Consider the following 13,706-nt stretch of genomic DNA (forward strand, 5'->3'; position numbering starts at 1 on the left):
GATGCCCCGGCTCGCGATCTCCCCGGAGTTCCTGCGCGGGCTCGGCGCGCTCACCCGGCCGGTCCGCCGGGACGTGGCCGTCGCGGTGCGCCGGTTCCTGCTGAACGCGTCCGCCGCGCCGCACCCCGAGAGGGTGCGCAACTGCCGTGATCCCCGCATCGCCACGCTGCGGCTCGCCGACCGCCACCGGGGGGTGGTGGTGCGTCAGGAGGACGTCTACTGGCTGCTCACCGTGCTGCCGGACGCCGAGGCGTGGTCGTACGCGCAGCGGCACAGGTTCGGCGTCAACACGGCCATCGGGATCGTCGAGACCTGGGACGCCGAGGCCCTGGAGCGGGTCGAGCCGGCCCTGCGCCGTGCGTCGGAGACCGGCGGCCGGCCGCTGTTCGAGAACTGGTGCGACGCCGATCTGCTGAACATCGGCGTCGACGCCCACCTGCTGCCGCTGCTGCGGCTGATGACGTCGGAGTCGCATCTCGCGGCCGTGGAGCCGCTGCTCCCGCACAGCCAGTACGCGCCGCTCGCCGCGCTCGCCCGCGGCGGCTCGCTCGCGGCGGCCTGGCGCGAGCTGGACGCCTGCCGCTCCCGCGTCGCCGACGAGATCGACCCTGAGGACCTCCTGGCGGCGCTGCGGCGCAGCCCCGACCGGGCCGCGTTCGCCGCCGACGCCGCGGAGCTCGAGCGCATCCTCACGCTGCCCGGCTGGTGCACGTTCCTCTACCCGCCGCAGCACACGTACGCCAACTGGCCGGCGTACGAGCAGCCGGTGCTGATCACCGGGGGTGCGGGCACCGGGAAGACGGTCATCGCGCTGCACCGGGCGGCCCTGCTGGCCCGCGCGGCCACCGGCCCGGTGCTACTGGTGACGTTCTCCCAGAGCCTCGCGACCGAGTTGTCCGCGCGGCTTGACATGATCGTCAAGGACGAGGTGGTCCGCAAGCGCGTCGAGGTGGGCAACGTCGACAGGATCGCGCACCGCATCGTCGCCGAGGCGGAGGGCCGCGCCCCCGCCCTCGTCTCCTCCGACGACCTGGCCGAGCTGTGGCAGGAGGCGGCCGTCGGGCGCTTCGGCAGCGCGTTCCTGCTGCGCGAGTGGGAGCAGGTGATCCTCGCGCAGAACCTGCGGACGCTGGAGGAGTATCAGGCCGCCACCCGGCTCGGCCGCGGCGTCCGGCTCGACGCCGATGCCAGGACGACGGTGTGGGAGGCCGTCCAGCAGGTCGTACGGCGCCTGCGCGAGTCCGGCCGGCGCACCCTGCTCCAGCTCGCCTCGGAGGCGGCGGGCCTGCTCGGGCGGGCCGTGGGCGACCTGCTGGGCGACGAGGCGCCGGGGCGTGAGCCGTACCGGCACATCGTGGTGGACGAGGCGCAGGACCTGCACCCGGCCCAGTGGCGGCTGCTGCGGGCGGCGGTCCCCGCCGCCCCGAACGACCTGTTCATCGTGGGAGACCCGCACCAGCGCATGTTCGACACGCGGGTCGCGCTGGCGGACGTCGGCATCCCCGCCCGCCAGTTCCGCCTCAAGATCTCTCACCGGCTGCCCGCCGAGATCCTCTCGTGGGGAGTGCGCCTGCGCGGCGGTGGCCCGGCGGACGGCCTGGTCGCGGGCAACGCCGCGATGTACGGCTACCGCGCGCTGGACTACGGCGCGCGGCCGATGGTGCGCCAGTACGTGGACGCGGAGGCGGAGATGGCCGGGCTCGTCTCCACCGTGGCCGAATGGCTGGAGGAGGGCGTGCCGACCGCCCAGATCGCGGTGGCCGCGCGTACCCCGGACCTCGTGCGTACCGCCCGCACCGCACTACGCGAAGCGGGCATCACGGTCAAAGTCACCTCCCTTCATGGCATGAAAGGGCTGGAATTCCGCCGCGTGGCCGTGATAGGCGTGGCTGACGGAATCGTGCCGGCGCCGGACGCGCTGACCCCGGCCGACGAGGACCCGACGGCCCGGGCGCACGATCTGCAACGCGAACGGGGGCTGCTCTACGTGGCGTGCACGCGGGCGGGGGAGTTGCTCTACGTGTCCTATTCGGGGCGCGCCAGTCCCTTCATCCCGGCCTGACGTCCGATCCCCTAGTCTGAACTGCGGATATATTCCCCTTGCCGGTTGGACCTGCATGAACCTCAGCCTTAGCGACATCGTGCCTCCGCTGCGCTGGACCGCGCCCAGCCAGGTAGAGCCGATCGCGAGCGACCCCGGTCTTCCCGACGCGTGGTGGCAGGCGCTTCCCCTCGGCCGGGCCTGCGCGGCGGTGGGAACCGGCCAGGTCGCCTCCCGGCTCGCCGACCTCACCACCGCCTGCTGGTCGCACCTGGTCCTCGGCGACATCCTCCCGCTGCTGAGGTTCACCCACCCGGAGGAGAGCCTCCAGACGCCCGGCCCCCGGGAGAGCGTCCACGACCTGTACGTCGACGTGATCGACAAGCTGCTGGCCACGGAGCCCGCACAGGAGCCGGCCGGGGCGCCCGTCCCGCCGGCCCTTCCCGAGCGGCCGATGCCCGAGGTCATCGACGAGATCTTCGCCCGGCTGGACGACCGCCAGCGGGCCATCGCACGCGACCGGCTCTACTTCGACACCTCCCAGCCACCGGGCCAGGCCCAGCGGGCCACACTGGACGAGCTGGCCCAGCGCTTCTCGGTCACCCGCGAGCGGATCCGGCAGATCGAGCGCGACCTGCGCGACCACGTGATGGACTGGCTGAACGGCCCGTCCGCCGCGCCGCTGAACGCCCACCTGTCCTGGCTGCGCACCCGGCTGGGCTCGGCCGTGCCCGCCGACGACGTCGCCGCCGCCGTGCCGTGGCACCGCACCGAGCTGATCACGCTCGCGATCCCCGCCTGGCGGTTCGTCCGTACGCTGCTGACCGGGTACGAGCAGGTGGACGGATGGCTGGTCGCGGGCGGCGCGGACGAGCTCAGGGAGAAGACGCGGCAGCTGTTCGCCGACGGCCCCCGGCCGCTGGAGGAGGCGGTCTCCCTCGTCGCCCAGCTCGGCATCCGGGAGGACGTCGCCGAGCGCTGGCTGGCGTCGGTGCCGCACCTGCGGGTCATGGACGGCCACGTCGTCCCCTGGCCGCGCAGCATGGGCGACAAGGCGGAGGCCGTGCTGGCGGTCGCCCACGCCCCGCTCACCCCCGAGGACATCCAGGGTCGTATCGGCGAGGACTACAGCATCGTCGGCATCCGCAACCAGCTCGCCTCCGACGAGCGGTTCATCCGGCTCGACCGCAGCAAGTACGGGCTGCGGCGCTGGGGCGGCGACGAGTACCTCGGCATCCGGGAGATGATCGTTCGGGAGATCGAGCGCGCGGGCGGCGAGGCGTCCGTGAGCACGGTCGTGGACAACCTGACCTCCCACTACGACGTGAGCGAGAGCTCCATCAGGGCGTACGCCGGAGGGCCCGGGTTCGAGCGGACCCAGCGCGGCTACATCAGGGTGGCCGCCCAGGACCAGGCCGAGCCGTACCAGCCGCGCCGGGACGTCTCGATGACCCGCCGCTGCTTCCGCAGCAGGGACGGCCGCTGGTGGCACCGTGTCGACGTGAACGCCGAGCACCTGCGCGGCTCGGGTTCCCCGCTGCCGACCGGCTTCGCCGCGCACCTCGGCATGGCGCCCGGCGGGCAGCTCACCGCCTCCACCGCGTCGGGCGAGGTGGTGATCAGCTGGCACAACCAGCCGACCATCGGCTCGATCAGGAACGTCCTCGCGGAGTACAACGCGTCCGAGGGCGACCATGTCTTCCTCACGGTCTCCGACGGCGGCGAGCTGCTGACCCGCTTCCTGCCCACGGCGGGGGCCGGGCTGCCCGCGATCAACCAGGCGCTGCACCTGATCGGGTACACCGCTCCGGTCGCGTCGGAGGCCGAGGGCCTGCGTCTCATCGGCGCCCGCATCGGCCTGCCCGAGGGGGCCGTCCGCGAGGATGTCCTCGACCGCCTGCGCGAACGCGGCGACCGCGACATCATCCGCTTCCTGACCTGATTCCGGCTCAGGGGCCGGGGCGGGGATGTCGGGGGCAGCACGTAGGCTCGGAGCATGTTGCGGCTCCACGACACCCTGACCCGGCAGGTCGTGCCCGTCGCCCCGGCCGGTTCGCGGGTTCTGCGGATGTACACCTGCGCCGCGCACGGGCCCGCCGGCCTCGCCGACCTGCGCCCCGCCCTGCTCGCCGACCTGGTCCGCCGCGTCGCCGAACGCGCCAATCTGCGGGTGCTCGCCTGCCGCAACGTCTCCGACCTCGTCCACCGAGACGGCGGTGAGGGCGGTGACGACCGTGACGAACGTGACGGCCGTGACGTGAATGGCGCGTCTCTCGACGCCGACACGCTCGCGCTCAACATGCGCGCCCCCGAGCACTCCCCCCGGACCAGCGAGACGATGGGCCTGGTGATCGAGCTCATCGGGCGGCTCATCGAGCGCGGCCACGCGTACGCCACCCCGGAGGGGGCGGTGTTCTTCGACGCGGCGTCCTTCCCCACGTACGGCGAGATCTCCGGCAAGCCGGGCTCGGCGTCCGACTGGCCCCTCTGGGAGCCGGTGTCGCAATCCCTGGGGCATTCGGCCGGCGGCGACGCCGGAGCGGCCTGGAACGCGCCCTGGGGCCGCGGTCTCCCCGGTCGCGACGTGGAGTGCTCGGCCACGCCGCTGCGGTTCCTCGGCCCCCACTTCGACCTGTACGTGGGCGGGGCCGACCTGTGCTTCCCCCACCACGAGAGGGCGCGGGCGCAGTCGAACGCCGCCACAGGTCAGGAGGCCGCCGCCCACTGGGCGCACTCCGGGCACCTGCTGTTCGAGGGCCGCCCGGCCGACACCGGGCACGTCGTGCCGCTGTCCGGCGTCGTCGCCGCCGGTCTCGATCCCCTCGCCGTACGGCTTGCCCTGCTGGAGCACCACTACCGGCGGCCGGTCGATCTCACCTGGGACGCTCTTCACGCCGCCGACGAGGAACTGCGGCGGCTGCGGCGGCGGGTGGCCGAATGGGCGGAGTCACCGAGCCGCCCGATCGACGACGCCCACTCCGAGCGCGTCCAGCGGGCGCTGGACGACGACCTCGACACGCCCGGGGCGCTACGCCTGCTGCGCGACCTGGAGGCCGACGAGTCGGTCGCGCCGGGGTCCAGGTTCGAGACCTTCCTCCACTTCGACCACGTGCTCGCCCTCGACCTGCCCGCCGACATCGGCCGCATCTGACGGGCACTTCTCACGCCTGAACGGGCCGGCCGGCCCGCTTCTCAGGCGTGAACGGGTCAGCCGGTCGGCTTCTCGCGTACTGACGGCTGGCCGGGCAGTGACGGCCGGCCCGACAGTGACGGCCGGCCCGGCAGTGACGGCTGGCCCGGCAGCGACGGCTGGCCCGGCAGCGGCTCCACGTCCGGCCCGGCCCGTAGGCAGGCCGACGCCGCGTCAGCGCCTGGCATGTTGGACGGCCCCTTCACTCCTTTCCCGCAATCTCGTCCGCCGCGCCCGGCGCCCGAGCCCGTAACCCGCAGGGCGTTGAACGCGGCTGTGAGAGGGGCACCCCGGACAGCCGGCCCTCGCGGGCCGCAAGCGCGCGGCCGGACGGCTCGACCTGTCGCTCCAACAATTCGCTGCCCATCGGGTGTGCAAGGCATGATGACGTGAAAGAATTCATACAAGTATTCGAATTCAGCGAGGAGGGCGTGGTGGATCTGTTCGCTATCGATCCTGACCGCTCTCGTCGTTCGAACAACACTGCCGGCGACTGGTGGGACCGGTTGACCGCTGACTCGCCGTTGTGGGCGTCCAGGGACTCACATTCCTGCGGCTGTGGAGCCGAAAACGAGGAGGTCTCGGGCGCCGCCGGCAGTGATGCCGCTGGGGACGGTGCCGGTGCTGCGGATGGCTCGGGAGCCGGTCCTTGTGGATCAGGTGCCGGTCGGGGCCGATCGTCGTGGGTGTTGGTGGGTTCTCTGCGTGAGTCGGCGCAGGCGTTGGCGTTGGCGGCGTTGCCCGACGATGCGGACATCTGCCTCGCCGAGGCCGAGGATCTGCTGTTTGCGCGGGATCGGATCACGTCCGCGTTGGCGGATCGCGTGGGACGGGTGCATGGTGCGGGGCAGGCCAAGCAGCATGGGCATGCCTCCACCCGCAGCTGGCTGCGCACCGCCGGAGGGGTGAGCGTCGCAGGTGCCGGGCGCCTGCTCACGCTGGCGGTGGAGTTGGCGCGTCTGCCCCGAGTGCGGGAGAAGTTCGCCGCCGGGGACTTGGCGGCGGGGGTGGTGGAGGCGATCTGCACCGCCACCGCACAGTTGAACGACGAGCACGCCAACCTGGCTGAGCCGATTTTGCTGGAGCTGGCGGGCAAGGCAGGGGCGGCGGAGGTGGCCAAAGCCGGCCGCTACCTGCGGGCGGTGCTCGACCCCGACGGGGAAGACCGCGACGAGCAGGCGGACTACGGGCGGCGGTTCCTGAGGGTCCGCCCCGCGAAGGGCGGGGGCGTGGAGGGGGAGTTCTACCTCCCCCGTGAGCCTGCCGCCCGGCTGCTGACCTTGCTCAGCCTTTACGCCAAGCCGAAGGCCGAGGGGGACGATCGGCCGTTGCGGGTCCGCCAGGCGGATGCGTTCATCGCTCACCTGGAGGAGAAGATCGCCGCCGAGCTCCTGGTCCTGGTCACCGCCGAGTCCCTCCCCACCGACCCCGGCACCGACCCCCAGCCCGCCGGCCCCGGCACCGACCACCCCGAAGACATTGACGACGCCCAGGATGCCGAGGATGCCCAGGACGCGGAGGGCGCCGAGGCCGACGAGGACGGCCGGGACAGCGAGGACACCGGCGCCACCGGAAGCGCTGACGACCCCGGCGACGTCGAAGATGCCAGTGCCAGTGCCCCCGGCGAGATGGGCGGCCCCTGCGACGTGGGCAGCACCGGCGCTGCCGCACCTGCCCAGGATGAGGGCCTGTGCCATCCTGCCGACCCTGCCCACCCCGCCGACTGCGGCGACTGCAGGGACTGCGGGGACTGCGGTGACGCCGGGGCAGATGCCGGTTCACCTTCACAGACAGCGCGGCCGGATCCTCCTCCCGAGGACGCCGCTGCGCATCGCGCCCACGCCGGGCATCGGCCTGCGGGGAACTGCCGGCATGGGCAGAGCACGCCTGAGAGCCAAGGCCACGGCCACGAGCATCGGAGGCACGGCAAGGGCGGGTGCGGGTGCGGCGGCGAGGCACAGTGCTCGCGTGCGCCAGGGACGCGGCCGGGCGTGCCGGGATCGGAGTCGGGCAGGCCAGCGGGAACAGCGCCAGGGACGCTGCTCGGAACAGCGCCGGGGGCGTTGCTGGGGGCGGCGCCGGGGGCGTTGCTGGGGGCGGCGCCGGGGGTGTTGCTGGCGACCGGGCAGATGCTGCCGGTCTCCAGCGTGCACCGCCTTGCCCGCACCTCCACCCTGGTCCGCCTGGTCATGGACGCCGACGGGCAGGTGCTGGACATGGGCCGCAAGGTCCGCCTGGCCACCCCCGCCCAACGCAGGGCCGTCTACGCCCGCTACGCCACCTGCTGGATCGACGGCTGCCCACTCCCCGCCACCATGTGCCAGATCGACCACGCCGACAACTGGAGCAACGGCGGCCTCACCGACCTCAAACTGCTCGGACCGGCCTGCCAGTTCCACAACCGCGACCGCTACCAGCATCCCGACCGCTACACCCGCCGCAAAGCCGGCACCGACCGCTGGGCCTTCACCTACCAGCCGACCCGCATCAAGCGGCTACGTATCTAGCGAGCCGGGTGGCGGCACGGACAGTCGCCGGGAGCTCAGATGTCGAGGCGGTGGTCGCTGACAAGGATGCCGTCCTCGTCGCTGTAGAGCCACTCTCCCGGAGCGAAGGTCACGTCCCCGAAGGTCACCGGGACGTCGATCTCCCCCAGGCCGGTCTTGGCGCTTTTCCTAGGGTTGGCGCCGAGCGCCTTGACGCCGAGGTCGAGGTCGGCCAGCGCAGCCGTGTCCCGTACCGCGCCATGGATCACTACGCCCGCCCAGCCGTTCTCCACCGCCGAGGTCGCGATCATGTCGCCGAGCAGCGCCGTGCGCAGCGATCCGCCGCCGTCGACCACCAGCACCCGGCCCTCGCCCGGCGTCGCGAGCACCTGCTTGACGAGCGCGTTGTCCTCCAGGCAGCGGACCGTGGAGATCTGGCCGGAGAATCGCGCGTGTGAGCCATACGAGCGGAACTGGGTGACGCAACTGCGCAGCGCGTCGCCGTGGGCGTCGTAGAGATCAGCGGTCGCGAAGCTCATGGCCGCATTGTGCCAGGGCCGCCGATGCCGCTTTCCGGCGGCACCATCGACGCGCCGCTGGGCCGGGGCCCGTTGCCGCCGCCCGGAAATGCACGGTTCTCCATTCCGTAAATGCCTTGATTACCCGAGCAGAGCCCTCCGGGAAAAAATGCAGGCGTGCATGATGTTGCGCACACCGCGTCGCCCGTGCCTGGCGGCGGGGAGGCAACCCAGGAGGCGGCAGAAAAGGCGGCTGAGAAGGCGGTGCCGACGGTGGAGGACGCGGTGTTCCCCCTGGACGCGTTCGAGCCGACACCCGAGCAGCGGGCCCGGCTCGTCAACGCCGTACGCCATTCGGTGGCCCTGTGCCGGAGCCGCCCTCCCGCAAGCGCCATCCCGGCCGTCCCGTCAGGGCAGCGTACGGCTCTCGCCGACGGCGAGGTCCCACAGGTCGGCGGGGTCGAGGCCGCGTGACTCCCATACGACGCGGGCCTCGCGCACGGGCTCCAGCAGCGGCTCGCCCGACAGCACGAACGTCCCCCAGTGCATGGTGGCCATCCGCCGCGCGCCCACGTCGAGGCAGCCCTGCACGGCCTGGGCGGGGTCGACGTGGGAGACCTTCATGAACCAGCGCGGCTCGTAGGCGCCGACCGGCATGAGAGCGAGGTCGATGCCCGGGTAACGCTCGCCGATCTGGGCGAACCGCTCCCCGTAGGCCGTGTCGCCGGCGAAGTAGACCCGGCGCTCGGGGGAGGTGAGCACCCATCCGCCCCAGAGGGTGCGGCAGGTGTCCCAGAGCGTACGGCGGCTCCAGTGGTGAGCCGGGACGAAGTCGAACGTCACGTCGCCGAGGCGAGCCGACTCCCACCAGTCCAGTTCGGTCACGTCGCGGAAGCCGCGCCGCCGGAACCACCCGCCGAGCTTGGCGGGCACGAAGACGGCAGTGTCCCTCGGCAGGCGGCGGATCGTCGGCGCGTCCAGGTGGTCGTAGTGGTTGTGGCTGATCACGACCGCGTCGACCTCGGGCAGGTCGGACCAGGCGACGCCGGGAGGGGTGAGCCGCTGGCGCACACCAGGGATCTTGCGGGACCACACCGGATCGGTCAGCACGGTCAGTCCGCCGATCTGGAGAACGAACGTCGCGTGGCCGACCCAGGTCACCATGGTCTCGGTCGCGGCGGCGCGGGGCAGGCCGACACGGTGGACGGGAATCTGGTCGCTGTCACCGATGTCGGGCCGCAGCTGCCCGTGCCACATGACACTGGTGACCTCGCGGAAGTCCGGAAGAGGGGCGGTCAGCCTGTCGGCGAAGCTGGACGGCCACCGGCGGGGTCCGGCAGGCCGAACAATCGGCGCACTCGGCGCTTTCGGAACGGGAGAAACGGGGATTTCTGGCGCCTCAGGGCTTTCCGGTTGAATCGTCTGCGACATGGGGAACTCCCTTCCGCTCTCCATGATCCCCGCAGAGCCGAAATTATTCCTCCTACGACCGGTCGATTCCCTTCATGTTTCCTCCGCCTTCAGGTGGAACGCGACCTCCTCCACCTTCTCCTCCACCACGGATGCACCCGGGGATAGCCACCGTCGTCCAGGCCGGCCATCCGTTCGAAAAGGTTCCACGAGGCCGGATGGCCGCAGACGGCGTACGAGGCGGCCGAGGCGAGCACGTACAGCACGAGCATGGGCAGGCCGACGCAGAACGCGTACTGGGAGGCGTGGCGGGACTCGTGGTCGAGCAGGCAGCCGGTGAGATAGCCCTCCCCGTGCTTGGTCAGGATCACGTTGCCCACGGTGAACGCCCCGGCGACGGGAAACGGGATGCGGTAGCCGTGCGCGTAGACGAGGCCCCGCTCCCCCCTGCGGGTGCGGGCTCCGCCGATCCGCGCGATCAGCAGCCCGAGGGGCGTGGAGAGGTTGACGTAGTTGATGACCTGCCGGACCCGGTGCGACCGCCGCATGTCCCCAGGATCGGCGAGCGGCTGAGCCTAGACAAGCACGGGCAAGCTCAGACCCGGCCGTACGACCTCAGCAGCCACGAACCGGCGGACCGGGTGACGACCACGGCGGCCGCGACGGCGACGGCGCCGCCGTACAGGTACCAGTAGCCGGCGGAGTTGCCCGCGATGGCGAGGTCGCCGGCCCGCTGCGGCGTGGCCAGCAGGAACGATACGAGGAGCCAGCCGGCGGCGGGAACGAGCGCGCCCAGTTTGCTGCCCATCATCCAGCCCATGACGTACGGCACGGCGAACAGGGCGACCAGCCAGGCGATCGCGGCGACCGGCACCTGCCCGGCGTACCACGCGTGCTGGAAGCCCCCGACGACGCCGAGCACCACACCCAGCAGGAAGAGCACGCCGTACGCCGCACCGGTCACGGCCCCGGCCAGCGGGCCGGGAGCGTCCTCGGTCCCGACGGCGACCTGCGTCTCCTGGGTCATGCCGCCAATTTAGCCGATGCCGGCGAACAGGTCGGTCTCACGGTCGTAGGGCTCGCCCAGGCCGCCCACCTCGGGCGGGGCGCCGATGGCGGGCTTGCCGGGGACCCCGGCACGCAGGATGAAGTGCTCGACCCCGAGGGCCTGCTGGCCGACGTTGTTCGACAGCGCGAACCACGGCGCGTCCACGGCGATCTGCGTCGCGTGCGCCCGCATCGCGTCGAGCTTGGCCTCCACGTAGGGCCGGGCGTCGATCTCCGTCGTCACGTCCTCGTCGGCGCATCCCGGCATGTCGTCGATCGACTCAGGCACCCAGAAGTCGACGCCGGCCTCGCGCATGGTCTCGATGGTCCGCCGCAGCACCGACTTGGGCATGGCGGTGAGGTAGAACTTGGCGATCCGCCACGGCTCCCCGCCGGGAAACGCGGGATCGGCGGCCAGTTCGAAGGCCCGCCAGGAGACGCGGTGCGCCTGGATGTGGTCGGGATGGCCGTAGAAGCCGTTCTCGTCGTAGGTGACGAGGACCTGGGGCCTGACCTCGCGGATCACCTTGACCAGCTCGCCCGCGGCCTCGTCGAGGCCGGCCCGCCAGAAGCAGCCGGGGCGGTCGTTGGTCGCCGCGCCCATCATGCCCGAGTCGCGCCAGCGGCCGGCCTCCCCGAGGAAGCGGTGATCGGTGACGCCGAGCGCCTTGCAGGCGGCGGCCAGCTCGCCGATGCGGTACTGGCCGAGCGTGTCGTCCCTGTCGGCGGCGTGGTGGGCGAGCTCCGGGGGAATGACCTCGCCTTCCTCCCCCAGAGTGCAGGTCACGAGCGTCACGTGCGCCCCCTCGGCGGCGTACTTGGCCATGGTCGCGCCGGTGCCGATGGACTCGTCGTCGGGGTGGGCGTGCACGAGCAGCAAGCGACGGTCAGTCATGCCTCCGAGGGTAGTGCCCTCGTGCTGGCAGTATGAGGAGCTATGACGGAGAGCTTCCCACGGTTGCATGCCAGGACCCGGCGGTTCACCCTCGGGGTGCCGCGCAACTTCACGATCTCCCCTGACGGCGGTCGGGTGACCTTCCTCAGGACGAGATCGGGCACCGACCCGGTGACCTGCCTGTGGGAGCTGGACGTCGCGTCCGGAGCCGAGCGGCTCGTCGTCGACCCCCTCGCTCTGGGCGCCGCCGACGAGGACCTGCCGCCGGAGGAGCGCGCCCGCCGCGAGCGGTCGCGGGAGTCGGCGGGCGGCGTGGTGGCGTACGCCACGGACCGGGAGGTCCGGCAGGCCGTCTTCGCGCTGTCGGGCGACCTCTACCTGGCCGGTCTCGCCTCGGGCGAGGTGCGGCGGCTCCCGGCGGCCGGGCCGGTCATCGACCCCCGGCTCGACCCCACCGGCGCGCGGGTCGCGTACGTCACGGGCGGCGCCCTGCACGTGCTGGAGATCGCCACCGGCGCGGACACCCCGATCGCCGAGCCGGAGAGCGAGCTGGTCACCTACGGCCTCGCGGAGTTCATCGCGGCCGAGGAGATGGAGCGGATGCGCGGCTACTGGTGGTCGCCCTCCGGCGACCGCCTGCTCGTCTCCCGGGTGGACGAGTCTCCGGTGTCCCTGTGGCACATCGCCGACCCGGCCAACCCCGATCGTCAGCCCGTCCCGCAGCGCTATCCCGCCGCCGGCACGGCCAACGCCGAGGTCACGCTGCACGTCATCGGCCTGGACGGCGCGCGTACGGCGGTGCCGTTCGAGCAGGAGTACCTGGTGACGGCGGCCTGGGACGCACACGGCCTCGCGATCGTCACGCTCTCACGGGACCAGCGGACGATGCGCCTGCTGTCCGCCGACCCGGACACCGGCGAGACGACGCTCCTGCGCGAGGACACCGACCCGGCCTGGGTGGACATCGTCACCGGCGTCCCGGCCCGGCTGTCCGACGGGACGCTCGTATGGGTGGCCGACGCCGACGGCGGCCACCGCCTCGTGGTCGGCGACGAGCCGGTCACGCCGCCGTCCCTGCAGGTGCGCGCGGTGCTCGACGTCGACGGCGACACCGTGCTCTTCCAGGCGAGCGGCGAGCCCACCGAGATCCATCTGTGGACCTACGCGGCGGGCACCATCAGCGCCGTCACGACCGAACCGGGCGTCCACTCCGGCCGCCGGGCGGGCGGCGTGACGCTCGTCGCCCGGCAGAGCCTCGACACCGAGGGAACGACAGTTTCAGTCGGGGCAGTATCGATCAGGTCCCTCGCCGAGCGCCCCGGGCTGGAGCCGCGCGTGTCGCTCGTCCGGGCGGGCTCGCGGGAGCTGTCCACGGCGGTCCTGCTGCCCTCGTGGCACGTGCCCGGCTCGGGCCCGCTGCCCGTCCTGATGGACCCGTACGGCGGGCCGCACGCCCAGCGCGTGCTGTCGGCCCGGCGGATGTTCCTGGAGTCCCAGTGGTGGGCCGAGCAGGGCTTCGCGGTGGTCGTGGCCGACGGGCGCGGCACGCCGGGGCGCGGCCCGGCCTTCGAACGCGAGATGCTGCACGACTTCACGATCTCGCTGCAGGACCAGGTGGACGCCCTCCAGGGCGTGGCGGCCCTGCACCCGGGCGACCTCGACCTCTCCCGGGTGGCGATCCGGGGCTGGTCGTTCGGCGGCTACCTCGCCGCGCTCGCCGTGCTGCGCCGCCCCGACGTGTTCCACGCCGCCGTCGCCGGGGCGCCGGTCACCGACTGGCGCCTGTACGACACCTGCTACACCGAGCGCTACCTCGGCCACCCCGACGAGGGGCACTACGAGCGCTCGTCGCTCCTCGCCGACGCGGAAAAGGGAGACGCGGAGAAGGGAGACGCGGAGAAGCTGGAGCGCCCGCTCCTGCTGATCCACGGCCTGGCCGACGACAACGTGGTCGCCGCGCACACGCTGCGGCTGTCGTCGGCCCTGCTCGCGGCCGGCCGCCCGCACACCGTGCTCCCGCTGTCGGGCGTCACCCACATGACGCCGCAGGAGGTCGTCGCGGAGAACCTGCTGCTCCTGCAGCTCGACTTCCTCAGGAAGTCGCTCAACGTGAGCTGAG

The 13,706-nt window shown here is 72.4% G+C and carries 12 protein-coding genes; 6 read left to right on the top strand and 6 right to left on the bottom strand.

What is annotated here, in order from left to right; all coding sequences use genetic code 11:
- Position 1 precedes the first annotated feature (1 nt).
- Genes QSK36_RS26840 through QSK36_RS26850 form a run of 3 tightly spaced genes read left to right on the top strand, consistent with a single transcriptional unit; the run spans position 2 to position 5,192 of the window.
- A complete protein-coding gene (locus QSK36_RS26840; RefSeq protein ID WP_285784292.1) occupies positions 2 to 2,062 on the top strand; it encodes a UvrD-helicase domain-containing protein in 2,061 nt (686 codons plus the stop codon).
- 55 nt (positions 2,063 to 2,117) lie between these two features.
- Complete coding sequence (locus QSK36_RS26845) at positions 2,118 to 3,983, top strand: sigma factor-like helix-turn-helix DNA-binding protein (protein ID WP_183542499.1); 1,866 nt, start codon at positions 2,118 to 2,120, stop codon at positions 3,981 to 3,983.
- A gap of 54 nt (positions 3,984 to 4,037) precedes the next feature.
- Entirely contained in the window at positions 4,038 to 5,192 is a 1,155-nt protein-coding gene (locus QSK36_RS26850) for a cysteine--tRNA ligase (RefSeq protein WP_285784293.1), read from the top strand.
- 56 nt (positions 5,193 to 5,248) lie between these two features.
- On the opposite strand, the gene QSK36_RS26855 is transcribed toward QSK36_RS26850, so the two are convergent.
- Entirely contained in the window at positions 5,249 to 5,419 is a 171-nt protein-coding gene (locus QSK36_RS26855; RefSeq protein WP_285784294.1) for a hypothetical protein, read from the bottom strand.
- Positions 5,420 to 5,923: 504 nt separating this feature from the next.
- Between QSK36_RS26855 and QSK36_RS26860 the strand changes: the two genes are divergently transcribed.
- Positions 5,924 to 7,738, top strand: a complete 1,815-nt coding sequence (locus QSK36_RS26860) for a DUF222 domain-containing protein (protein WP_285784295.1) — start codon at positions 5,924 to 5,926, stop codon at positions 7,736 to 7,738.
- 35 nt (positions 7,739 to 7,773) lie between these two features.
- Here QSK36_RS26860 and rraA read toward each other — a convergent pair whose 3' ends face one another.
- A complete protein-coding gene (gene rraA, locus QSK36_RS26865) occupies positions 7,774 to 8,256 on the bottom strand; it encodes a ribonuclease E activity regulator RraA (protein WP_285784296.1) in 483 nt (160 codons plus the stop codon).
- A gap of 156 nt (positions 8,257 to 8,412) precedes the next feature.
- Here rraA and QSK36_RS26870 point away from each other — a divergent pair, with 156 nt between their 5' ends.
- The gene (locus QSK36_RS26870) at positions 8,413 to 8,709 is read left to right on the top strand and encodes a hypothetical protein (protein ID WP_285784297.1); all 297 of its coding nucleotides are present in this window, start codon (positions 8,413 to 8,415) and stop codon (positions 8,707 to 8,709) included.
- Here QSK36_RS26870 and QSK36_RS26875 read toward each other — a convergent pair.
- The 4 genes from QSK36_RS26875 to mshB all read right to left on the bottom strand — a co-directional run bounded on the left by QSK36_RS26875 (position 8,644) and on the right by mshB (position 11,587).
- The gene (locus tag QSK36_RS26875) at positions 8,644 to 9,492 is read right to left on the bottom strand and encodes an MBL fold metallo-hydrolase (RefSeq protein ID WP_225898730.1); all 849 of its coding nucleotides are present in this window, start codon (positions 9,490 to 9,492) and stop codon (positions 8,644 to 8,646) included. The two genes, QSK36_RS26870 and QSK36_RS26875, sit on opposite strands and share 66 nt — an antisense overlap.
- 263 nt (positions 9,493 to 9,755) lie before the next feature.
- Entirely contained in the window at positions 9,756 to 10,193 is a 438-nt protein-coding gene (locus QSK36_RS26880; RefSeq protein WP_285784298.1) for a hypothetical protein, read from the bottom strand.
- Positions 10,194 to 10,240: 47 nt separating this feature from the next.
- Positions 10,241 to 10,672: a DUF6113 family protein gene (locus QSK36_RS26885; RefSeq protein WP_183542509.1), complete on the bottom strand. Its 432-nt coding sequence runs from the start codon at positions 10,670 to 10,672 to the stop codon at positions 10,241 to 10,243.
- A gap of 9 nt (positions 10,673 to 10,681) precedes the next feature.
- Positions 10,682 to 11,587 (bottom strand): N-acetyl-1-D-myo-inositol-2-amino-2-deoxy-alpha-D-glucopyranoside deacetylase, encoded by a 906-nt coding sequence (gene mshB / locus QSK36_RS26890; RefSeq protein ID WP_285784299.1) that lies wholly within the window; start codon positions 11,585 to 11,587, stop codon positions 10,682 to 10,684.
- 42 nt (positions 11,588 to 11,629) lie between these two features.
- Between mshB and QSK36_RS26895 the strand changes: the two genes are divergently transcribed.
- On the top strand, positions 11,630 to 13,705 hold the full coding sequence (locus tag QSK36_RS26895) for a DPP IV N-terminal domain-containing protein (RefSeq protein WP_285784300.1): 2,076 nt from the start codon (positions 11,630 to 11,632) through the stop codon (positions 13,703 to 13,705).
- The last annotated feature ends 1 nt before the right edge of the window (position 13,706 follow it).

Source organism: Microbispora sp. NBRC 16548, from assembly GCF_030268985.1.
Taxonomy (GTDB): Bacteria; Actinomycetota; Actinomycetes; order Streptosporangiales; family Streptosporangiaceae; genus Microbispora; species Microbispora catharanthi.